We start from the raw sequence: 22128 nt of genomic DNA, 5'->3' as shown, positions 1-22128 counted from the left end.
AATTACTTATTTTCAGCTAACAAAAATGTAAATTTTGCAACTTTCAAGTATTTTTTATTTATACTATTATCTTACATCTTGTAGCGCCTAGTAATTAAACAAGTAAATAAAGTTTAATAATACTTAATTCATAAAATTCTTATTGGAGGATGAGTATTAGAGATCAGATTTGAATAATTTTTCATTCTTCCTTAAGCAGGTAAATCTTAGCAGCATGTGGTAAAAGTTTGTTAGTTTAAAATCGACTAGTATTTAACTGATATTTTAAAAATTAAGATTATTAACAACAAATATAAGTAATTGCTGTTAAATACTAAAAGCTTAATAAAAATCTACATAAAGCTATGATAAAAAACTAGTTGATTTTGCATAAAAGTAATTAAGGCAATAATTCTTTTAATAATTTATGGAATTTTCTGGAAGAGCTATTCTTTTATTAAAAAACTCTCATAAGTATGAAGAAAATATTAATTAATAATCGTTATGATTTATACAGTTTTAGTTGCCATCAGATAGCTTACTATTCTAGTAAAAATTTGTTAACTTTAAAAATCGTTGTTTAAATAATTATCACTATTGGTATTAAATAATGGAAGAACTGGTGAAAAAGGTTGGTGTATACTGATCAATTGAGATAGTATTTTTTTCTGTTGAGTACGAGAGATAATAGAATCTACAAATCCATGCTTTAGTAAATATTCAGACGTCTGGAATCCGTCAGGTAGTTTTTCTCTTAAAGTTTGCTCAATAACTCTTTTGCCAGCAAAACCAATTGTTGCATTAGGTTCTGCAAGAATTATATCACCTAACATTGCAAAGCTTGCAGTAACCCCTCCCGTTGTAGGATGAGTTAATACAGAAATATAAAGAAGTTTTGCATTTCTATGTCTCTCTAAAGCTCCAGAAATCTTAGCCATCTGCATTAAACTCAGCATACCCTCTTGCATCCTAGCTCCACCAGAAGCACAAAAAATAACTACAGGAAATCTTCTCTTTGTAGCGTTTTCTATAAGTCGGCATAATTTTTCTCCTACTACAGATCCCATACTACCTCCCATAAAATGAAAATCCATAACTCCCAGTGCTACAGGTAGACCATCAATTAATCCCGTTCCTGTTTGAACTGCATCTATTAATCCTGTTTTCTTTTGGGTATCTTTAATACGATCACTATAAAGCTTCCGATCACAAAACTTTAAAGGATCTATAGGAGAAAGCATTTCAGATAAAGGTTTCCAAGTGTTATTGTCGATTAATTGAATAATACGTTCTGAACTTTCCATGCGAAAATGATAGCCGCACTCTTTGCATACAAGTTGATTGGTCTTAAGGTCTTTTGCATAAGTCAATGTGCCACATGCCTCACATTTTGTCCATAGACCATCAGCAATTTCTCTTTCCTTATGTTTTTTTTGTTGTATGGGTGGTTCTGATTTTTCTTGTTTAGCAAACCAATCAAATATAGACATAAATTAATTTACGATTTGTTCTATTATTATTTAATTATTTATTCTCATGAAAAAATTTAATAATTGTATGATAGTCATCACTTTAAAATTAGATCAATTTTAACAGAAATATATTTGTCAACGTCTTAATTAAGAAATTAATGATCTAATCAGCTAAGTAGTGTTTTCAATTCAGTAATATAAAAATGTTATGTATTGAATTATTTCAGCATAAGAAAAAATATCTAAGTATTGACACCTGTAAAAACTCTTGTTATTATTATTAAGTGGTTAATACACAAGCCCCCATCGTCTAGTGGCCTAGGACACCTCCCTTTCACGGAGGCGACAGGGATTCAAATTCCCTTGGGGGTATCAAAATCATAAAGCTTTTATTCTAAAGCTTTATAACTAATTTAAGGAGAGTCTTAGGTGGTATATTTTTTATATATCAATCAAGCTATTCTTAGTTATAGTCACTATAATTTTCAAGGCAGCTGTAGGTAGTAATTGTATTACCTAAACTATTAAGTAAGTAAAAATTATTTTTATATAGTTCAAAGTCTAATTATCACTTTAAGATAGTTCTTAGCATTTATTTATACAAAATATCTAGAATTGATTCATCAAGAAACTTTAAAGCTTTTAGAATGGCATCGTTTATGTGAGCATCTAGCCACTTTTGCAACGACTAAAATGGGAATAACTGCGGCTCAGAATTTAGTAATTCCTGAATTGCTACTAGAAAGTCAGGAATTATTGTCGCAAACTGAAGAAATTTATTACTTAGAACAAGATCCTAAAATAAAGTTAGTATTTGAGGGAATAGTAGATATCAGAGACTTTGTAAAAATAGCTACTCTAGGTGGATATCTCTTTGGGAAAGATTTATTAAGTATTGCAACTACATTAGATAGAGTTAGAAGATTAAAAAAAATAATCAGTGGTTATGAAGAATCACAATTGCTCAATTTAAAAAAATTAGTTAATAACGTTAAAACTTATCCCGAACTAGAACAGACAATACGTTATTGCCTTGAAGAAAGTGGAGATATAGCTGAGCATGCTAGCTCAAAATTAAGTAAAATCAGATTTTTACTTAGAGAATTACGCAGCGAAATTTATCAAAAGCTTCAAAGTATTATGAATAGGAAAGAAGGAGCTATTCAAGAGAACGTTATTACTCAAAGGAATAATCGCTTTGTTATTCCTGTAAAAACCTTACAAAAAGACCAGATTTCAGGTATTGTTCATGATACTTCTAATACTGGTATGACAGTTTATGTAGAACCGAGTTTTATTGTAGATATTGGTAATAAGTATTGCCAATATCTACGACAAGAAAAAATAGAAGAAGTAATCATTCTGAGACAATTAACTGAAAAAATAGCTGAAGTAGCAGAGTCTTTGGAGTACCTTGTTGAAGTAATAGGGAAACTAGATTTAGCAACAGCCAAAGCTCGCTATGGTTTATGGTTAGGCGGAAACATTCCTAAGTTTATTAAAACAGGAGAAACAATAATTCTCCGAAAACTATATCATCCGTTATTGATTTGGCAACAAAAAAATCAACAAGGATCACCAGTAATTCCTATAGATATTCAAATTAATTCTAAGACTAATGTAGTTTCTATTACTGGACCAAATACAGGAGGGAAAACTGTTACACTAAAAACTCTAGGATTAGCTGCCTTGATGGCTAAAGTGGGCTTATTAATACCTGCAGAAAGTCCTGTTAGATTACCTTGGTTTAAAAATGTATTAGCCGATATTGGAGATGAACAATCTATAATACAAAACCTATCTACTTTCTCTAGTCATATTCGTCGTATTATCCTTATTCTTAAAGTTGTATCTAATGTCTCCACATCAAAAGATCCAGAAATATCAGATAGTCTTAAACACTCTTCAAGCTTAGTACTTTTAGATGAAGTAGGAGCAGGCACTGATCCTACTGAAGGTAGTGCTTTAGCAATCTCACTTTTAGACTATTTAGCAAACCATGCCCTGTTAACAATTGCCACAACACATTATGGGGAACTTAAAGCTTTAAAATATCGAGATTCAAGGTTTGAAAATGCTTCAGTCGAATTTAACGATAAAACTTTTTCTCCAACTTACCATCTATTATGGGGCATCCCAGGACGTTCTAACGCCCTTAGTATTGCTCAAAACCTTGGTCTAGACATTAATATCCTACAGGCAGCCAAGAATATTATTGGAGAGCAGTCTCAAAACGTTAATGATATAATCTTAGGCTTAGAAGAACAACGAAGAAAACAAGAGTTAAAAGCTAACGAAGCGCAAGAGTTATTAAAACAAGCTAAAAACTTTTACACTGAAGTATCATATAAAGCTGCTATTCTAAAAGAAAGAGAGCAAGATCTTAAAAATTTTCAAGAAAAAGAAACTAAAAAAGCTATCACTAAAGCTAAAGAGGAGATTGCCCAAGTAATTAGGCATCTACAACAAGGAGAAAAAACTAGTCAAAAAGCGTTAAAAGCGACTGAAAAGATTACAAATATTTCCAAAGAGAAACTTCCTCAAACTAAAAGGAATGTTTCTTCTTACTGTCCTAAAATTGGAGAAAAAATTAAGATCATTAAATTTGGTCAGACTGCGCAAGTATTAGATGTTATTGCTGAGAATGAAGAAGTAATTGTTCGCTTCGGATTGATGACAATGAAAATATTATTTACAGATATCGAGTCATTAGATGGTAAAAAAATAAACATACTAAATACTAGAAAACAATCATTACAGAAGCAAGACACTCGATCAATCAATACTGAAAATGTACACAATATTAGAACAGATGATAATACTCTCGATATTCGTGGTATGAGAATATTTGAAGCTGAAGCAAGCTTAGAAGAAGCAATTGCTAAAGCTACCAAAATTGGAATTTTATGGATTATTCATGGAAAAGGTACTGGTAAACTGCGTCAAGGAGTCCATGAATTTTTGAAAATACATCCGCAGATTAAAAATTTCAAATTAGCACCTCAAAGGGAAGGAGGAGATGGTGTTACAGTAACATATCTGAAATAGGAGAATATTATAGATTTCAATGAATATCATTAAAAATTTCTTTTAACGCTGGATAAATTATAGATTTATCCTTGACATTTAAACCTTTTTCCAAGCTAGTGTCTTTTTTTAGGGCCTCTAATCCATAGTTAGCTAATTTTGAAACATAAGGTAAAGTACTATTGTTTAATGCCTGTGTAGCTGTCCAAGGAACAGCTCCAGGCATGTTAGGAACTCCAAAGTGAACTATTCCATGTTCTAAATAGGTAGGTGAACTATGAGAAGTCGTTTTTAAAGTCTCAATACAACCCCCTTGATCGACAGCTACATCAATAATAACTGATCCTGGGCTCATTCTAGATACTAATTCACTAGGAACCAAAATTGGGGCACGTCTTCCAGGAATTAATACAGCACCAATTAATAAATCGGCTTTAGGTATCATCTTTTCTATTTCATAAATATTACTATGGAGTAACTCTACACGTGAGCCAAAAATTGTTTCTAAATATCTTAGCCGTTCAACATTAATATCGAAAATTTGTACCTTAGCTCCCATTCCTAAAGCAATACGAGCTGCTTCTGAACCTACTACGCCACCCCCTAATATAACTACTTGAGCAGATGATACTCCAGGAATACCTCCTAATAAGATTCCTCGTCCTCCTTGCTGCTTTTCTAAATATCTTGCACCAATTTGTATTGATAAGCGTCCAGCAATAATGCTCATAGGAGTTAGCAATGGAAGCTTTCCATCCTCCATTGCAACTGTTTCATAAGCTATGGCAGTTATTCCTGACTTAACAAGGGCTTCCGTAAGCGGTCTATTAGCTGCCAAATGTAAATAAGTAAAAAGTATCTGATTTTTTTTAAAATATTGATATTCCTCAACTAGAGGCTCTTTAACTTTTACTATTAATTCTTTATTCCATATAGATTTTCTATCGGAAATCTTAGCACCTACTTTTTTATAATCTTGATCAGAAAAACTAGAACCTTCCCCCGCAGACGTTTCTATAAAAACTTGGTGTCCCTGACTACATAAAACTTTTACACTACTAGGGTTTAACCCTACACGAAATTCTTGATCTTTAATTTCTTTAGGAACACCAATTTCCATATGACTTTTTAACTCCAATTACTTCTTATGATGTAGCTTACAAAAAATTTGCTAAGATTGCCAAGGTTTTTTCTCCTGTATTTTTCCAGCTAAAAGCTTTAGCTCTTTTTAAGCCTAATATTTTTAGTTGTGATCTTAAACTATTATCTGTAATAATTTGTTCCATGGCATAGGTAATTTCTTTAGATACATAAGGATTAATAAGTAAGGCAGCATCTCCTGTAACTTCAGGCAGGGAAGAAATATTAGAAGTGATGACAGGAGTTCCGCAGGCCATTGCTTCTAAAACTGGAAAACCAAAACCTTCCCATAAAGAAGGAAATACTAAAGCCAATGCTTCGTTCAACAGTAGCGGTAATTCTTGATATGAAACATAATCGAGAACTTTTAATTGTTTACTAATTCCTAGTTCTTTAGCTAAAATTTGGAGTTGTAAGGTGTACCTTTTATCTTTAGGACCAACCAACCATAGTTCATAACTTTTATAATCTTTTAATTTAGAAAAAGCTTTTAATATACTAGTAATATTCTTATGAGGATCATGACGTCCTAGATAGAGAAAATAAGGAATATTAGACTTATTTTTGTTCTGATTTGAATTTAACAAACGAAAATGCTTTTTATCGTAAGCAAGCAAAATAGGCGTAATTTTATAACTAGGAATATTTAATATTTCATGAATATCTTTAGCAGTTGCTTGAGAGTTACAAATAATATGTTCTGCTTGTTGTAAAACTTTAGGAATATAATATTTAAAATAAGGGTGTAATGGCGATTTTTTATTAGGGAAGCGTAATGGTATTAGATCATGTACTACAACAACTGATCTACAAGAACTCCATAAAGGAATTTCAGGAGCTGGAGAAAATAAAAGTGACGAATTAAGTTTTTGATAAATTTTTGGTAATTTAAACTGTGTCCACAATAAACGCTTAATGTGACCTATCGTACCTTGTTCTGGTGTTAAATCATTAGGAATTAAGTGGTTGTCAAACTCTTCGTACTCTCTTGAGGTTAATAATATTGGTTTTAAGGACTTTAAGTGAGGAAAGATATTTCTAGCATAATTGCTTATTCCTGTCGGTTTTGACAACAATAATGATAGATTGATAATTAACTGAGAGTATTTTTGCATTTGTTGTGTAAATAGTTAGCAAGAAAATTGAAATTTATAACTAAAATTTTAACTATACCTAATCAAATATTTATAATTTTTTACTTTTACTTAAAACAGATTTATATGCATTTAAAGTTTTTAATGCCGTATTCTTCCAAGAAAAATTATTAGCTTGTTGTTTACCTCGACTAATCATTTCTTTTCTAAGATCAGGATTATTTAATATCTTTAACATCATTTTTGCTAATTGATAGTAATCATAAGGATCAACATATAGTGCAGCATTACCAGCTACTTCAGGTAAGGAAGATGTGTTAGATGTAATAACAGGGCTTCCTAACGTCATTGCTTCTAAAATAGGCAGCCCAAATCCTTCATAAAAAGATGGATAAATAAAAGCCTCTGCTTGGCTATAAAAAACAGCTAATAATTGATCTGATATATAATCTAAGTGTTGAATATCTTCCTTAAAGGTTGATTTATTTATGTAATCAATAATAGAATTATAATCCCATCCTTTTTTCCCGATTAGTATTAATTTATGAGGAATACTATAGTTAATTTTTAAATATTCAAATGCTTTAATTAAATTTAAAATATTTTTTCTTGGTTCTAGTGTACTAACAAAAAGGAAGTAAGGACTATGTAGATGTTTTTCTATAGAAACAATACATTTGGTTAGTATTTGAGGTGTTAAATAATTATTTGAATATCGACTTGCTTGAGGAATAATATATATGACATTAGGATCAACATTGAAGAAATCTACAATATCTTGCTTGGTATTTTCTGAAAAAGTTATAATCGCATCTGTCCACTTTAAACATTGTTTAATTCTTTTGGTATAACTTTTAACTATTTTAGTTGAGTATTTTGGAAATTTTAGAAAAGTAAGATCGTGGATAGTTATAACTTTTTTTGCTTGCTGATGAGGATAAATGTAGTGATCTGCTCCATGTATAAGATCTATGTCACCTAAATTATTCCTAAAACAAAACAATATAAAAGGAGAATATTTTGCCAGTAAATCAGCTAAGCTGACTGGGATATTTAAAGGTAACACTTTTAAATATTGTTCTAGTAATTTTGGAATCAAAAAATTACGGCTAAGCCAATTTTTTAAGGAAGGATGAAAATAAATGTTTAAATTTAAGTCACTTGTATTTTCTAAATAATATAGCTCGTTAATTAAATTAATTGTATAAAAGCCAATACCTGTTGGTTTATTTCGAACAGAAGTTGCATCAATATAGACTTTAATCATAATTTGAAATTATCATTTCCTGATATAAATTTTTTATTGTCAAACTATAATTACTGATATTGTGAAAATTTTTATAACTCTCTCGCATATTTTGTATTTTATTTTGAATAGTATTGGATTCAGCTATTTTTTTTATACTATCAAAAACATATTCTGGATTATGCCAATCAATAATTAATTCAGTTAAATTGTACTTAGTACATTCATGAGACATCCATGTGTTGTTAGTAACTAAAGGTATTTTTCCAGAAACAATACACTCTGTAAAAATACCTGATGTTCTTGATTCATATTCAAAAGAATTATAAGGCAACAAAATTACTTGGCTTAGGTGAAGCCAACAATAATATTCTTTTCTTGTTAAGTAACTTTTAATTAACTTAAGATTGACTCCATCCTGAACAGGTTCCAAATTTGCTGCTTCTGAACAGATAAAATGAATATTTTTCGTATTTTCTCCAGAATAATTAACTAACTTCTTGATAGTTTGCCAACCTTTTTCTTCTCTAGGTGATCCTGGCCACCAACATAGAATTTCAGATTTAACGTTTAGAGTATTAAAAAATGAACTTACTTCAGTATGAGGAATAGGAAAAACTTTTACAGGTATGTGAAAATAATTTGATAGTTGCTCACTTAATAAGTCGCTATCTGTAAGAAGTTGAAACCTACCTGACTTTATTCTAATTTTTATAAGATAATTGAGAATTTTATAAATAATTTTGGTATTGTCCTTATGGGTATCTCTGCGATACAACAACCAGATGGATAAATTGTTAGTAGGAATTAATAGTAGACATAAAAATAAAGCTAAAAGTTGTAGATGTATAAATCTTTCTAAAAATAAAATATGAGGTCTTGATTTATCAACAACTTTATTATTTAAATAATTAGCAATATTTTTCCCTAATATCCAAACTTCTTGAAGGTGAAAAAGTTTATGATACCAACTTCCTTTCTTTTCTAAATCGTAAGTATTTAAACATGCATCCCAATTGACAGGCAAATCATAAACCTTATTATTAATAGGTACAGCAACACAGTGTTTCCATCCTAATTGAGAAATGGCTTCACCTACAGATTTATGATAAGGAACTATATGTCCTTGACCTTCCATTAAATTAGGAACTAACGATACAAATACTGGTGTTAGTTGTTTCTCTTCATTTCGGTTCATATTTAATTATTTTATCTAACTATATTATTTTCACAGTTTCTTGCAAGGTCTCAAAAATTTCGATGTTATGAGGATATTTAATTATCTTTTTTAAAGAGTCTCGTCCTTTACCAGTTAACAACAGGATAGGATGACAACCTGCATTTAATGCAGATTCAACGTCACTAATTGAATCTCCAATAAAAAACGATTTAGACAGTAGGATACTATGTTTAATTGAGGCATCAATTAACATTTGAGGAGAAGGTTTACGACATGAGCATCTATTATTAGGGTGATGAGGGCACATGAAGATATCATAAAAATTTACTCCAAATTTTTTATATTCTTTACAAATGTAATTATGTACACTTCTAACATGTTTTAAATTGTAGTAGCCTCTTCCTATGCCTGCTTGGTTAGTTATCAGAATTAACAAATATCCAGCATCTTGCCATTGTTTAAGAGCTTCCCCTGCACCGAGAGGAAGCTCTACTTGTTCTAGTTTAAAGAGATAGGGTATATACTTAATAACAACTCCGTCTCTGTCTAAAAATAGAGCTTTTTTATTTTCTAAAGTATACGAAGTAGAAGTTGCTATTGTATTCAGCATTTTTCATTTAGACGGCAATTTGCGCTCCCAAACCAGTCTTTGCAAATAATTGAGCTTCCACTTGTTCACAAATTCTATGGTAGGTAATTAAATGAATCTCTTGAATATATGGAGTATGATATTCTGAGACGAATAAAGGATAATCCGCTAGATCTTTTAACATTCCTCCATCATTTCCAGCCATACCAATCGTAATTAGTCCTATTTCTCTCGCAATTTCCATTGCGCGAATGATATTAGCAGATTTGCCTGACGTAGAAATCCCCCATAGAATATCACCAGGTTTTCCAAAAGCTTCCACCTGGCGAGCAAAAATAGTTTCAAACTCATAATCATTAGACCATGCTGTTAGTACGGCTGGATTTGTACCTAATGCCATGGCAGGTAATCCTCTGCGATGAAGTTGAAACCTTCCTATAAATTCAGCAGCAATATGCTGAGCATCTGCCGCTGAACCACCATTTCCACAAATTAACAATTTATTACCTGTTTGAAATTGTTTTGCAACTAAATCAACAGTATTTTCAAGAGCATTACAATACCTAGAGTTAAAAGCCTTATCTAGGTTATTCAATCTATGTTGAATCCAATAGTTCACCGTTCCTTCCTCACTTAATAAATAGGAACAAGTTGTTCTTGTTCCTGCCAGAACCACTCAATTGTTTTTGTTAACCCTAATTCTAAAGGAGTTAAGTCGTAATCAGGTAAAGATTGTCTAAGCTTATTAATCACTAAGCATTTAGATTTCGCTCCCACATATCGAGAAGAATCAAACTGAATTTTATTAAAGTCATATCCTACTTGATTACAAATCAACTTAGCAAAATGGCGAATAGTATATTCTTCACCGGCACCAATATTTATTAATTCATTATTGGTGGATTGAGCTAATTCAATAGCAATCTTTGCAAAATCTTCGACAAAGACTAATTCTCTTGACTGAGTACCATCCCCCCAAAGAATAACAGGTTCGTTATAAAGTTTTCCACGAATTATCTTACGGATAAGATCAAAAATAAAATGCATTTGTCTACCGTCAGTGTGATAGCCAGCTCCATATAAAGTTGAAGGAACCAAACACAAATAATTCAAGGAATATTGCTTATTCAAAGCTAAAAGACCTGCATAAAGCATTCTTTTAGTCATAGCATAAGTGAACAAACTACTAATAGGTATTCCTGTTAAGTAATTCTCTTCTATTAAAGATAAGTCGTTGTCATAGGCACAACTTGTTCCCATACAAATAAATTTTGCCTGAGGTTGATATTTTTGCCACCAATCTAAGATATTTATATTAATTTTTTGATTCACTATCCATTGTTCACCTGGATGATATAAACAAAAGTCTCCTGCTTGTGTCCAAGCTGCTAAATGATAAACTTGATCATAGACTAAATCGTTAAATTTTAATAATGAGTCTGATTTTGTGAGATCACAATTTTTGGAATTTAAGGAAACCAAGTCATGCCCTTGACTCTCGAGTAAAGAGCACAAACTAGTTCCTAAAAATCCTGTTGCACCTGTTATTAAAATCTTCATGGTAAATTTCTAAAAAAGCATCAAATTTTCAATTATGAATATTAAAATGAAATTATTATATGCATAACGTAAAGTTTTGCAAACAGTCTCAATGTTTAATATTCTGTAGTAAGATAGCGAATTTACGACTAGTCCTGTAATTAAATACTAGGATAAGTTATTTCTCTGTCGCGAAAGATTTGATTGATTAATATTGGTACTCTAAAAATATAAAAAATTATATTGTCCTAATCAATCAAACTAAGTCTTAAATAGATATTGTAGATTTATGCTCAATTTTCAGAAATTAACCATAAAGCTCGCAAGATTATCTCACGTCCAACGATATACTAAGCAAGAGGCTTAGCAATCTTAACTTATAGCGTTAGAATGTAATGAACACAGGAATTGACCTAAAAACGAATTTTATTGAATCTCTGAAACAATTTGGGATTCCTAGTGGGGCCGCTAAAGCCTTATGGATCCCTTTGCCATCTTTTTTGATGATTATTGCAGCAACAGTAGGTGTTTTAGTTGTAGTTTGGCTAGAAAGAAAAATTTCTGCTGCCGTTCAACAACGTATTGGTCCAGAATATGCTGGACCGTTAGGAGTATTACAGCCAGTTGCTGATGGTATTAAATTGGTCTTTAAAGAAGATATTATTCCAGCTAAGGCTGATTCTTGGCTATTTACTATTGGACCAATACTAGTTGTTGTTCCAGTCTTTGTTTCTTATTTAATTGTTCCTTTCGGAGAAGATTTAATTGTTAGTGATCTCAATCTCGGAATTTTTCTTTGGATAACTTTGTCTAGTGTTGTTCCAATTGGCCTATTAATGTCAGGTTATGCTTCTAACAATAAATATTCTCTATTAGGAGGTTTAAGGGCAGCAGCACAGTCAATTAGTTATGAAATTCCTCTAGCCCTTTCTGTATTAGCCGTTGTTATGATGTCTAATAGTTTAAGTACAATAGATATAGTACATCAACAATCAGGATACGGTATTCTAGGATGGAATATTTGGCGACAACCTGTTGGGTTTGTAATTTTTTGGATTGCTGCACTAGCCGAGTGTGAAAGACTTCCTTTTGATTTACCTGAGGCCGAAGAAGAAATCGTAGCTGGCTATCAAACTGAGTATTCTGGAATGAAGTTTGCTCTTTTTTATCTTGGATCTTACGTTAATTTGGTTTTATCTGCTCTTATTTTTGCAATTTTATACTTGGGGGGCTGGGAGTTTCCTATTCCTCTTGAAAAGTTGGCTCAATGGTTAGGGCTAAATGCTAATAATTACTGGTTACAGATAATTATTGCTTCTGTAGGAATTTTTATGACTGTTATTAAGGCATATTTTTTAGTCTTTTTCGCAATTTTGATGAGATGGACTGTTCCTCGTGTACGTATTGACCAATTATTAGATTTGGGATGGAAATTCCTTTTACCTATATCTTTGGTTAATTTACTTGTAACTGCAGCTCTTAAATTAGTGTTTCCGTTAGCATTTGGTGGTTAATTTTTATCGTTAAAGAAGTAGGAAAAAAACAAATGTTTAATGTTCTTAAGCAAGTAGGTGACTACGCTAAAAGTACAATTCAGGCAGCAAAGTATATTGGCCAAGGTTTGTCTGTAACATTCGATCACATGAGTCGTCGACCTATTACAGTACAGTATCCTTACGAGAAATTGATTCCTTCAGAACGATATAGAGGAAGAATTCATCATGAATTCGATAAATGTATCGCTTGTGAAGTATGTGTTCGAGCATGTCCAATCAATCTTCCCGTAGTTAACTGGCAGTTCAATAAAGAAAACAAGAAGAAAGATCTTAAAGACTACAGTATAGATTTCGGAGTTTGTATCTTTTGTGGTAATTGTGTGGAATATTGTCCTACAAATTGTTTATCCATGACTGAAGATTATGAGCTAGCTACTTATGATCGTCATGAATTAAATTATGACAGCATAGCTCTTGGAAGGTTACCTTACAAAGTTACACAAGATCCAATGGTTACACCTCTAAGAGAATTAGCCTACTTGCCGAAGGAAGTACTTGATCCTCATGATTTACCACTAGGGTCACATAGAACAGGTAAAAGACCTGAAGAGATTGTCCAAGAAACAGAAACTTTATCTGAATAAAATGGTAGTCGATAAAAAATTTCTTACTGAAACAAAATTTTTTATCATCTATCAAATTTTTACTAATCAACGAAAAAGGAGTATCAATAATAGTGAATTTAGCAGAAGGAGTCCAACTCGTCTCTTTCGCCATTTTAGCTGGGTTAGTAATTATCTCTGCTTTAGGCGTTGTTTTATTGTCAAACATTGTTTATTCTGCATTTTTATTAGGAGGAGTCTTTATAGGAATATCAGGAATATATATTCTTCTAAATGCTGATTTTATAGCAGCAGCACAAATCTTAATCTATGTAGGAGCAATTAATGTTTTAATTTTGTTTGCTATTATGCTAGTAAATAAAAAAGTGGATTACTCTAATTCATCCAAAACATCGATACGTCAGGTTTCTAGTATCATAGTATGTGGGGGAATTTTTGCTTTACTTTCAACTGTGATTTATATGACTCCCTGGAACTTGAAACCTGTTTCTCCAGAAGTCTTAGAAAGTACGGTTATAAAAATAGGAAGACATTTGTTCAGTGATTTCCTTTTACCTTTTGAATTAGCTTCTATTTTGCTATTAATAGCGATGGTAGGAGCAATTGTTCTAGCACGTCGCGATTTGATTCCTGAAATTTATGATAGTGAAGGTATATCGACTGCTTTAGAGTTACCTGAACGTTTGACAGAAGAAAAATTACAGGAACTGTCTTCATATAAGTCTTCAGACTTATAAAAAGTAAAAGTTTATTCATCACTATGAGGTTTTATGGCAGTACAGTTGGAATCCTATGTGTTACTGGCAGCATTTCTTTTTTGTATTGGAATTTTCGGTCTTGTAAATAGTCGTAATGCAGTTCGAGTTTTGATGTCTATAGAATTAATGCTCAATGCTGTTAATATAAACTTAATAGCATTTTCTAACTTTCTTGATTCAGAGGAAATTAAAGGACAGATTTTTACAATATTTGTCCTTACTGTTGCTGCAGCAGAAGCTGCGGTTGGTTTAGCGATTATTTTGTCAATCTATCGAAACCGTGAAACCATAGATATGGAACAGTTTAATTTACTTAAATGGTGAGATAGTAAATATTTATTATCTTTATTTTTCCCGATGATACTAACTTAGTTTTATCGGGTAATTTTTTTATTTAGTTTTTGATATTTTGGTTTTCAACCGTTTAAGATTTGTAACTAAAATATCACTTGTTGTATGACTCATAGCACCTAATTCTAAGCCCCAAAATATAGTAATTACTTCTTCTAAATATTGGTTTCTTAATTTACCATAGTTTGTAATAAGTAAAGGCCACCAATTATAAGCTGATCCCAGAAACAATTGAGTTACGATATTTGTAAAAATAGTAAGTACTACAACAATAATGGAAAGGTAAATCAATCTAACTACTGTTCCTATTAAAAAGCCATGGGAGAAAAAAGAACGATGCTTAAGAGAATATTGATATGGTAACCAAATCCAACGACCTATTCCCCATCGTTTATATTGTAGTGAATAAATATCTAGATCTGGTCCAAACATCAATCCACTAAAAATATAAGACAAGCTAAACCATAGCATGAGTTCTTTACGACGAAAGACAAAATAAAATAGAATTGTAATGGGAACTACACTTAATATAGTGATACGATCATGAGTACGGCCAGAAGGCATAATAGTTTTTAAAAGTTGAATTAATATTTTATAAAAATAACTATTGTTTTTATAAGGTGATTATGTTATGATGTATAGGTCTTAATGAGGGCGATTAGCTCAGTGGTAGAGCGCCTGCCTTACAAGCAGGATGTCACTGGTTCAAATCCAGTATCGCCCATACTCGTTACTATTTTAGAATTTAAGGATATTTTTCATGTTTTTTATTAAAAAATCTAATTTCGAGATGATTTTTTCAACTAATATAGTCAAAAAGTTTTACTTGATAAAGGATTAAGATATTGATAATTTATATCAGATTGCTGCCAAATTTTACCATCTAATGCCATTTGTTCAATAGAACTAGCCAAACGCAAAGCTTTTAAGGCTTGTACCCCACCTACAGATGGTTGATCTCCTCCACGTATACAGTGTACGAAATGTTCTAGTTCTGCATGAAGTGGCTCTACCTTAGTTGTATGTACTTTTTCTATCAGTCCATCTTGTCTGTACCATACTTGTCCATATTCTGTGCTGTAATTAGCCGTAGTCTGTCTATGGATTAGAATATCATTGTTAAGAAAATCAGCCTCAGTTAAGCAATTTTCGCAATGAGCTGCAAGACGACGTATCTTACAGTGAGTAACCTTACTGGCAGTTAAGGTTGCTACTATTCCATTAGCGAAGCCAAGAGTGGCTGTTACATAATTAAGGTGATCTGAATTAGATCTGCGACTACCACTCGCTGTAAGCTTTACGACAGTTGAACTTACTAGTTCCAATAATAAATCAATATCGTGGATCATTAAATCGAGAACTACAGAAACATCATTAGCTCTTTGCGAATAAGGACTCATTCTATGTGCTTCTAAAGCCAAAACTTCTTCAGTTTTCAATACTTTGCTCAATTCTTGAAAAGCAGGATTAAATCGTTCAATATGACCTACTTGTAAAATTCCTTTGGAATCTGCTGCTGCGTTAACTAAAGATTCAGCTTCAGTTATACTTGCAGCAATGGGTTTTTCTATTAAGGTATGAACTCCAGCATTTAAGCAGTCTATTCCAACAGAATGGTGTAACCTAGTAGGTACAGCAATGCAAACTGCATCAATATGAGGAAGTAAATCTAAATAATTTTCAAAAAAACGTACTCGGTATTTACTAGCAATATCAATTCCTCTTTCTACACTAACATCAGAAACACCAACTAACTCTACATCTTTTAGTAAGCTAAGAATTCGACTATGATGTTGCCCCATATTACCCACACCAATCACACCCATACGAATAGGATCAAAAGTGTTTTTGTGTAAGATTAAAGGTTGCTGTCTATCTACCATACTTAGTACTCCTGTAAACTCCTCCACAGATCTTTGATTGTCTATCTTCGGAAGTAACTTATTTATGTATTAACCATCCAAGATGTTAACACAGTTCTTTTAATTATAAATAAATCTAGATAATTATTGATAAAGTTATTTTATGACAAATAGATATTTTTTGTTAGCAAAAAGAAATGAATTCTATTACTTATCATTTTCTGAACAAACATCTAATTCCAAAGGACCTAAAGCTAATTTTTCGCGGACTAGACGTTCAATAGTCTGTGTAAAATTGGAGTTTTCTTCTAAATATTTAATAGCATTATCTCTTCCTTGAGAGATATTGTCTCCATTATAACTATACCAAGATCCTTTTCGGCTGATTACATTAGTTTGCTCTGCTAAGTCAACTATGCATCCTATATTGGAAATTCCTTGACCAAAAATAATATCAAATTCAGCAATTCGAAATGGTGGAGCAACTTTATTTTTAGCCACTTTTACTTTAGCCCTAATTCCATATTCACCTTCAGTACCTTTCTTTAAGGTCTGAATACGACGAATATCTAGACGTACTGATGCATAAAACTTTAATGCAGTCCCTCCAGTGGTTACTTCAGGATTTCCATATGTGACTCCAATTTTTTGTCTTAATTGATTGAGAAAAATAACTAGACATCCAGATCTACCAATATTACCTGCAATTTTTCGTAATGCTTTACTCATTAATCGTGCTTGCAGGCCAACTTGAGTGTCGCCCATTTCTCCCTCTATTTCTGCACGGGGAACTAATGCTGCAACAGAATCTATGACTATAATATCAACAGCAGATGAACGTACTAATTGGTCTACTATCTCTAAAGCTGATTCTCCTGTATCAGGCTGAGCTACTAAAAGATTATGAATATCAACACCTAATACAGAAGCATAACTTGGATCCAAAGCATGCTCTGCATCTACGAAAGCGGCGACTCCTCCAGTTTTTTGCACTTCCGCAATGGCATGGAGTGTTAATGTCGTCTTACCAGAACTTTCAGGTCCATAGATCTCTATTATTCTTCCTTTTGGCAATCCTCCTCCTAAAGCCAAATCAAGTGTTAAGGCGCCAGTAGAAACAGTCTCTACTTTCATTTTAGCTGCATCTCCAAGGCGCATAATAGCCCCTTTTCCAAAATTTCGCTCAATTTGGCTGAGAATTAAGTCTAAAGCTTTTTCTTTATCATTATTATTTGTAGTAGAAGCCATTGATACCTTTATTTACTTCATATAAATATTTTGTAATATAGAAGATGCCCGATTAAGCTTATATTACTACGTTATTAACGTATAGCCCAGAAAATAAACAGTGACGTTTTAAAATACTTAATACTTGTATAAATAATCACTATGCAGAATTTTAATCATTTATGATATGTTTTTCTGCAGATTACTTGTTATTAATTTTTATATAGCGAGAGCCCGTGACGAGGATTGAACTCGTGACCTCACCCTTACCAAGGGTGTGCTCTACCACTGAGCCACACGGGCAAAAGGTGGGCCGAGCTGGATTTGAACCAGCGTAGGCATAGCCAGCGGATTTACAGTCCGCCCCCATTAACCACTCGGGCATCGACCCTTTTTTATTTGCCTAACAGAAAATAATAATAACATAATAAGTTATAGTTTTCAACTGTAATTTTCAAAAAATTAACTATCCAATTCATACCTATAGTCTAAACAAGCTAAAATAACTTTATAGATATAATCAAAAATCACAAATTATAAATTTATAAATGTAAATCAATTTTGTTAAATCCTTTAAATACAGTCAAAAAAATCATGAAACGCTGGTGGTCAGAATTTACGCTGCAAACCAAATTAATGGCAGCTGTAACCTTGGCAGTTTCTTTATTCATGAGTAGTTTGACCTTTTGGGCAGTTAATATTATTCAGAAAGATGCTCGACTAAATGATACGCGTTTTGGTAGAGATCTTGGCTTATTATTAGCCTCTAATATTGCTCCTTTAATTGCTGAAGATAATTTAACAGAGGTCGCTCGTTTCTCAAATAGATTTTATCAAAGTACTTCTAGTGTTCGTTATATGATTTATGCTGATAAGGAAGGACATATATTTTTTGCGATTCCTTATTCTTCAACAGAAGTTCAAAACTGCTCAACCGTTCAACGTAGTATTAAACTACCAAATACAGCTTCTGATAATGATAATTTACCTATAGTACAGCAACACAAAAGTCCAAATGGTAAAGTTACTGATGTTTTTGTTTCTTTAAAACATGAAGATAAGGATTTAGGCTTTTTAGCGATAGGAATTAACCCAAATGCAACTGTTGTCAATTCGTCTAATTTAACTCGTGATGTAACTATTGCAGTATTTGTATCTATTTGGGTTATGGTTATTTTAGGAGCAGTGTTTAATGCTTTAACTATCACACGCCCTATTAAAGAATTATTGGTTGGAGTTAAAAATATCTCAACAGGTAATTTTAAACAACGTATTAATCTTCCGTTTGGTGGGGAGTTAGGAGAATTAATTTTTAACTTCAATGAAATGGCTAAGCGTCTTGAAAGTCATGAAGAGCACAATATTGAAGAATTAACAGCAGAAAAAGCAAAGTTAGATACCTTAGTTTCAACAATTATTGATGGAGCAATATTGTTAGACACTAGTCTCAATCTTCTATTAGTTAATCCTACAGCCAGACGTATGTTTGATTGGAATAGAATAAACTTAATAGGCGAGAATGTGCTAAAACTTTTACCTAAGGAGCTAACCAATCAGCTTCAACTTCCATTACAAGAAATGATGCGGAAAAGTCATCATACTAATAATACACATGTAGAGCAAAGAATATTGCCGGAAGAATATCGAATTAAACTTCAGCAACCAACATCAAGAATTGTTCGCGTTCTTTTAACCCCAGTTTTTGACCAACATAGAGATTTAAAAGGAATCGCTATGACAGTACAAGATATCACTAGAGAAGTAGGATTAAATGAAGCTAAAAGTCAATTTATAAGCAATGTATCCCATGAATTAAGAACTCCTTTATTCAATATAAAATCTTTTATTGAGACTCTTACAGAGTTTGGAGAAGATCTCACAGAGATGGAAAGAAAAGAATTTTTAGAAACTGCCAACCATGAAACTGATCGCTTAACTCGCTTAGTTAATGATGTTTTAGATTTATCTCGTTTAGAATCCTTTAAAACTTATTATTTAAGTGCAGTAGATCTTTCTCAACTAATTGAACAAACCATTAGAACGTATAGATTAAATGCAAAAGATAAAGAGTTAACTTTATATAAAGAAGTTAATTCTAATTTACCTTTAGTATTAGGACATTATGACCTACTACTACAAGTAATAACTAATTTAGTTGGCAATGCTCTTAAATTCACTCCTTCTGGTGGAGCAATTGTTGTTCGTGCCTATCACTTCAAAGTTAAATCTAAACAATTTAATAATAAGTCATTTGTTAGAATAGAAATATCTGATACTGGAATTGGAATTGCTCCCGAAGACCAAACTGCAATTTTTGATCGTTTTTTCAGAGTAGAGAATAGGGTTCATACTCTCGAGGGTACTGGCCTAGGACTTTCTATTGTCACAAACATTATAAACAAGCATCATAGTCAAATTAATCTTATTAGCGAAGTTGGTGTTGGAACAACTTTTTGGTTTGACTTAGCTCTTTTTCAAGACAATTGTCCTTCTTTGGAAAGTTCTAAAAATACTAATACTTTATCAAGAACGGTAAATATATATCCAATATAGAATAAGAGTTAATAGCTTAAATTTTCAAGATATACCAATTTGTAAAGATTTAATTCTATAAATGTTATTTAAAGCATGTAATATATAGCTAAAGTTAGCTAGGATCAAAAAGACTCCGAGCAAAATTGATGAATATTTTAGGAACATATTAATGCTTTATCATCTACATAAGTGTTTTAAAATAAAATATTAAATTATTACTTTTGTTAAGTATAAATAACTTACATTTAAATCTAAAATAAATAATGGGTACAATAGCTCAGATAAGTCTTTCTTTACATTGACAATTACACTCTTATTTAAACGTATTGGCGTGATCAGATATGATAAATCCTAATTTAGAAACAGTTACACTCGACAAAGAAGAAATTGAAAGATATTCACGTCATATTATCCTCCCAGAAGTTGGACTAGAAGGTCAGAAAAAATTAAAAGCTGCTAGTGTTGTCTGTATTGGAACTGGTGGTTTAGGTTCTCCTTTATTGCTTTACCTGGCTGCTGCTGGAATAGGACATATTGGTATTGTTGACTTTGATGTTGTTGACAGTTCTAATTTACAACGTCAAATAATACATAGTACTTCATGGGTTGGTAAACTAAAAATAGAATCCGCAAAGAATAGGATCCTAGAAATAAATCCTACATGTCAAGTTGATTTATATAAAAATCGTCTTTCTTCTGAAAATGCTATTGAAATTTTGAAACCTTATGATGTAGTTGTAGATGGAACAGATAATTTTCCTACACGATATTTAATAAATGATGCTTGTGTTTTGTTAAATAAGCCTAATGTTTACGGTTCAATTTTCAGATTTGAAGGACAAGCAACAGTTTTTAATTACAAAGGAGGCCCTAATTATAGAGATCTATTTCCAGAGCCTCCACCACCAGGAATGGTTCCATCTTGTGCTGAAGGAGGTGTTTTAGGAGTATTACCCGGTATTATTGGAACAATTCAAGCTACGGAAACTATTAAAATCATATTAGGTTCTAATAATACTTTGAGTGGACGTTTGCTTTTATACAATGCTTGGGATATGACTTTTAGGGAGTTGAGGTTAAGACGTAATCCTAATCTCCCTGCTATAGATAAGTTGATCGATTATGAGGAATTTTGTAGCATTCCTCATGGCTCAATAGTTAAGCCTAAAGATAACACTATGATTCCTGAAATAACAGTTCAAGATCTTAAAAAATTAATGGACTTAGAATCAGGTTCTTTTGTATTAATTGATGTTAGAAATATTAATGAATACGAAATTGCATATATTAGTGGCTCAGTTTTAATACCATTAACGAGTATAGAAGATGGTACAAAAATTCCACAAATTAAAAATTTAATAAAGAATAAACGCTTAATTGTTCACTGTAAGATGGGAGGACGATCAATAAAAGCTCTAAAGACTTTAGAAAAATTTGATATCATAGGAACTAATCTTAAAGGAGGCATTAATGCTTGGAGTCAAGAAGTTGATACTAGTATTCCTCAATATTAAAATTACAGTTATATTTTACTAAAAATAGTATGAATACTGAAAATTTTTGTTTTTGTAAGATTAATTGTTTACAACATCTATAGTTAATTTTTGTTTACCTATGAGCCACCACCATACAATTCGCATACACCACCGTCAAGTAGATGATGAGTACATTCTTGAAGTTCCCAGTGACTCTTACATTTTGCACAGTGCAGAAAGCCAAGGATATGAGCTTCCATTTTCGTGCCGTAATGGAGCTTGTACTAGTTGTGCTGTAAAAATTCTATCAGGAGAAATTGAGCAAACAGAAGCAATAGGATTGTCTCATGAATTAAGAGAAAAAGGTTATGCACTTTTATGTGTAAGCTATCCCAAATCAAATCTAGAAGTAGAGACTCAGGATGAAGATGAGGTATATGAGTTACAATTTGGGCAATATTATGGGAAAAGAAATGTTAGACTGGGGCTTCCTATCGATGATGATTAAATGAAAAAGAATAAGCTATTCATCATA

At 32.0% G+C, this 22128-nt stretch carries 19 protein-coding genes and 4 tRNA genes; 10 read left to right on the top strand and 13 right to left on the bottom strand.

Translation table 11 applies throughout. The features are described 5' to 3' along the window. Positions 1–545: 545 nt before the first annotated feature. Positions 546–1469, bottom strand: a complete 924-nt coding sequence (gene accD, locus LPC16_RS05685) for an acetyl-CoA carboxylase, carboxyltransferase subunit beta (protein ID WP_040054370.1) — start codon at positions 1467–1469, stop codon at positions 546–548. A gap of 281 nt (positions 1470–1750) precedes the next feature. Here accD and LPC16_RS05680 point away from each other — a divergent pair. Further along, a tRNA-Glu gene (locus tag LPC16_RS05680) sits at positions 1751–1823 on the top strand. Between the two features lie 243 nt (positions 1824–2066). Further along, a complete protein-coding gene (locus tag LPC16_RS05675) occupies positions 2067–4499 on the top strand; it encodes an endonuclease MutS2 (RefSeq protein WP_229637217.1) in 2433 nt (810 codons plus the stop codon). A gap of 16 nt (positions 4500–4515) precedes the next feature. Here the strand turns inward: LPC16_RS05675 and ald are convergent, their stop codons facing one another. From ald to LPC16_RS05640, 7 genes are all read right to left on the bottom strand, one after another. Beyond that, positions 4516–5598, bottom strand: coding sequence for an alanine dehydrogenase (gene ald, locus LPC16_RS05670; RefSeq protein WP_040054372.1), 1083 nt, complete (start codon positions 5596–5598; stop codon positions 4516–4518). Positions 5599–5635: 37 nt separating this feature from the next. Continuing rightward, a complete protein-coding gene (locus tag LPC16_RS05665; RefSeq protein ID WP_229637216.1) occupies positions 5636–6733 on the bottom strand; it encodes a glycosyltransferase family 4 protein in 1098 nt (365 codons plus the stop codon). A gap of 70 nt (positions 6734–6803) precedes the next feature. Then, positions 6804–7979, bottom strand: coding sequence for a glycosyltransferase family 4 protein (locus LPC16_RS05660; protein ID WP_229637215.1), 1176 nt, complete (start codon positions 7977–7979; stop codon positions 6804–6806). Next, positions 7972–9156 (bottom strand): glycosyltransferase family 1 protein, encoded by a 1185-nt coding sequence (locus tag LPC16_RS05655; RefSeq protein WP_229637214.1) that lies wholly within the window; start codon positions 9154–9156, stop codon positions 7972–7974. Before LPC16_RS05655 ends, LPC16_RS05660 begins: the two co-directional genes overlap by 8 nt. 19 nt (positions 9157–9175) lie before the next feature. Further along, entirely contained in the window at positions 9176–9748 is a 573-nt protein-coding gene (locus LPC16_RS05650; protein WP_040054376.1) for a D-glycero-alpha-D-manno-heptose-1,7-bisphosphate 7-phosphatase, read from the bottom strand. Between the two features lie 7 nt (positions 9749–9755). Beyond that, positions 9756–10346, bottom strand: coding sequence for a D-sedoheptulose 7-phosphate isomerase (gene gmhA, locus LPC16_RS05645; protein ID WP_040054377.1), 591 nt, complete (start codon positions 10344–10346; stop codon positions 9756–9758). A 14-nt stretch (positions 10347–10360) separates the two neighbouring features. Continuing rightward, positions 10361–11287, bottom strand: a complete 927-nt coding sequence (locus LPC16_RS05640; RefSeq protein ID WP_229637213.1) for an NAD-dependent epimerase/dehydratase family protein — start codon at positions 11285–11287, stop codon at positions 10361–10363. Positions 11288–11661: 374 nt separating this feature from the next. Here LPC16_RS05640 and nuoH point away from each other — a divergent pair, with 374 nt between their 5' ends. The 4 genes from nuoH (at position 11662) to nuoK (ending at position 14467) form a co-directional block, all read left to right on the top strand. Next, entirely contained in the window at positions 11662–12780 is a 1119-nt protein-coding gene (nuoH, locus tag LPC16_RS05635) for an NADH-quinone oxidoreductase subunit NuoH (protein WP_229637212.1), read from the top strand. 32 nt (positions 12781–12812) lie between these two features. Next, positions 12813–13406, top strand: coding sequence for an NAD(P)H-quinone oxidoreductase subunit I (gene ndhI / locus LPC16_RS05630; RefSeq protein ID WP_229637211.1), 594 nt, complete (start codon positions 12813–12815; stop codon positions 13404–13406). A 92-nt stretch (positions 13407–13498) separates the two neighbouring features. After that, positions 13499–14122: an NADH-quinone oxidoreductase subunit J gene (locus tag LPC16_RS05625; RefSeq protein WP_229637210.1), complete on the top strand. Its 624-nt coding sequence runs from the start codon at positions 13499–13501 to the stop codon at positions 14120–14122. Between the two features lie 33 nt (positions 14123–14155). After that, complete coding sequence (gene nuoK, locus LPC16_RS05620) at positions 14156–14467, top strand: NADH-quinone oxidoreductase subunit NuoK (RefSeq protein WP_229637209.1); 312 nt, start codon at positions 14156–14158, stop codon at positions 14465–14467. A 66-nt stretch (positions 14468–14533) separates the two neighbouring features. On the opposite strand, the gene LPC16_RS05615 is transcribed toward nuoK, so the two are convergent. Then, complete coding sequence (locus LPC16_RS05615) at positions 14534–15058, bottom strand: metal-binding protein (RefSeq protein WP_229637208.1); 525 nt, start codon at positions 15056–15058, stop codon at positions 14534–14536. A gap of 88 nt (positions 15059–15146) precedes the next feature. Between LPC16_RS05615 and LPC16_RS05610 the strand changes: the two genes are divergently transcribed. After that, a tRNA-Val gene (locus LPC16_RS05610) sits at positions 15147–15218 on the top strand. Between the two features lie 88 nt (positions 15219–15306). On the opposite strand, the gene LPC16_RS05605 is transcribed toward LPC16_RS05610, so the two are convergent. From LPC16_RS05605 to LPC16_RS05590, 4 genes are all read right to left on the bottom strand, one after another. Continuing rightward, on the bottom strand, positions 15307–16377 hold the full coding sequence (locus LPC16_RS05605) for a Gfo/Idh/MocA family protein (protein WP_229637207.1): 1071 nt from the start codon (positions 16375–16377) through the stop codon (positions 15307–15309). Between the two features lie 186 nt (positions 16378–16563). Beyond that, positions 16564–17604, bottom strand: coding sequence for a recombinase RecA (gene recA, locus LPC16_RS05600; protein ID WP_229637206.1), 1041 nt, complete (start codon positions 17602–17604; stop codon positions 16564–16566). A 210-nt stretch (positions 17605–17814) separates the two neighbouring features. Then, positions 17815–17886: transfer RNA gene (locus LPC16_RS05595), tRNA-Thr, on the bottom strand. 6 nt (positions 17887–17892) lie between these two features. After that, positions 17893–17974, bottom strand: a tRNA-Tyr gene (locus LPC16_RS05590). A gap of 203 nt (positions 17975–18177) precedes the next feature. Between LPC16_RS05590 and nblS the strand changes: the two genes are divergently transcribed. The 3 genes from nblS (at position 18178) to LPC16_RS05575 (ending at position 22101) form a co-directional block, all read left to right on the top strand. Further along, positions 18178–20136: a two-component system sensor histidine kinase NblS gene (gene nblS, locus LPC16_RS05585; protein WP_229637205.1), complete on the top strand. Its 1959-nt coding sequence runs from the start codon at positions 18178–18180 to the stop codon at positions 20134–20136. Positions 20137–20459: 323 nt separating this feature from the next. Continuing rightward, the gene (gene moeB, locus LPC16_RS05580) at positions 20460–21632 is read left to right on the top strand and encodes a molybdopterin-synthase adenylyltransferase MoeB (protein ID WP_229637204.1); all 1173 of its coding nucleotides are present in this window, start codon (positions 20460–20462) and stop codon (positions 21630–21632) included. A gap of 100 nt (positions 21633–21732) precedes the next feature. After that, the gene (locus LPC16_RS05575) at positions 21733–22101 is read left to right on the top strand and encodes a 2Fe-2S iron-sulfur cluster-binding protein (protein ID WP_040054387.1); all 369 of its coding nucleotides are present in this window, start codon (positions 21733–21735) and stop codon (positions 22099–22101) included. Positions 22102–22128: the final 27 nt, after the last annotated feature.

The organism is cyanobacterium endosymbiont of Braarudosphaera bigelowii (assembly GCF_020885515.1).
Classification (GTDB): Bacteria; Cyanobacteriota; Cyanobacteriia; order Cyanobacteriales; family Microcystaceae; genus Atelocyanobacterium; species Atelocyanobacterium thalassa_A.
The sequence above is the reverse complement of the archived record's forward strand: the minus strand, read 5'-3'. Positions and strand labels throughout refer to the sequence as shown.

What these genes read in the sequence shown, in the direction of transcription:
- LPC16_RS05665 (WP_229637216.1), bottom strand. Translation starts at nt 6,733, where the DNA reads ATGCAAAAATACTCTCAGTTAATTATCAATCTATCATTATTGTTGTCA.
- nblS (WP_229637205.1), top strand. Translation starts at nt 18,178, where the DNA reads ATGAAACGCTGGTGGTCAGAATTTACGCTGCAAACCAAATTAATGGCA.
- LPC16_RS05615 (WP_229637208.1), bottom strand. Translation starts at nt 15,058, where the DNA reads ATGCCTTCTGGCCGTACTCATGATCGTATCACTATATTAAGTGTAGTT.
- LPC16_RS05650 (WP_040054376.1), bottom strand. Translation starts at nt 9,748, where the DNA reads ATGCTGAATACAATAGCAACTTCTACTTCGTATACTTTAGAAAATAAA.
- LPC16_RS05575 (WP_040054387.1), top strand. Translation starts at nt 21,733, where the DNA reads ATGAGCCACCACCATACAATTCGCATACACCACCGTCAAGTAGATGAT.
- nuoH (WP_229637212.1), top strand. Translation starts at nt 11,662, where the DNA reads ATGAACACAGGAATTGACCTAAAAACGAATTTTATTGAATCTCTGAAA.
- nuoK (WP_229637209.1), top strand. Translation starts at nt 14,156, where the DNA reads ATGGCAGTACAGTTGGAATCCTATGTGTTACTGGCAGCATTTCTTTTT.
- accD (WP_040054370.1), bottom strand. Translation starts at nt 1,469, where the DNA reads ATGTCTATATTTGATTGGTTTGCTAAACAAGAAAAATCAGAACCACCC.
- LPC16_RS05605 (WP_229637207.1), bottom strand. Translation starts at nt 16,377, where the DNA reads ATGGTAGATAGACAGCAACCTTTAATCTTACACAAAAACACTTTTGAT.
- recA (WP_229637206.1), bottom strand. Translation starts at nt 17,604, where the DNA reads ATGGCTTCTACTACAAATAATAATGATAAAGAAAAAGCTTTAGACTTA.
- LPC16_RS05640 (WP_229637213.1), bottom strand. Translation starts at nt 11,287, where the DNA reads ATGAAGATTTTAATAACAGGTGCAACAGGATTTTTAGGAACTAGTTTG.
- LPC16_RS05660 (WP_229637215.1), bottom strand. Translation starts at nt 7,979, where the DNA reads ATGATTAAAGTCTATATTGATGCAACTTCTGTTCGAAATAAACCAACA.
- ndhI (WP_229637211.1), top strand. Translation starts at nt 12,813, where the DNA reads ATGTTTAATGTTCTTAAGCAAGTAGGTGACTACGCTAAAAGTACAATT.
- ald (WP_040054372.1), bottom strand. Translation starts at nt 5,598, where the DNA reads ATGGAAATTGGTGTTCCTAAAGAAATTAAAGATCAAGAATTTCGTGTA.
- moeB (WP_229637204.1), top strand. Translation starts at nt 20,460, where the DNA reads ATGATAAATCCTAATTTAGAAACAGTTACACTCGACAAAGAAGAAATT.
- LPC16_RS05655 (WP_229637214.1), bottom strand. Translation starts at nt 9,156, where the DNA reads ATGAACCGAAATGAAGAGAAACAACTAACACCAGTATTTGTATCGTTA.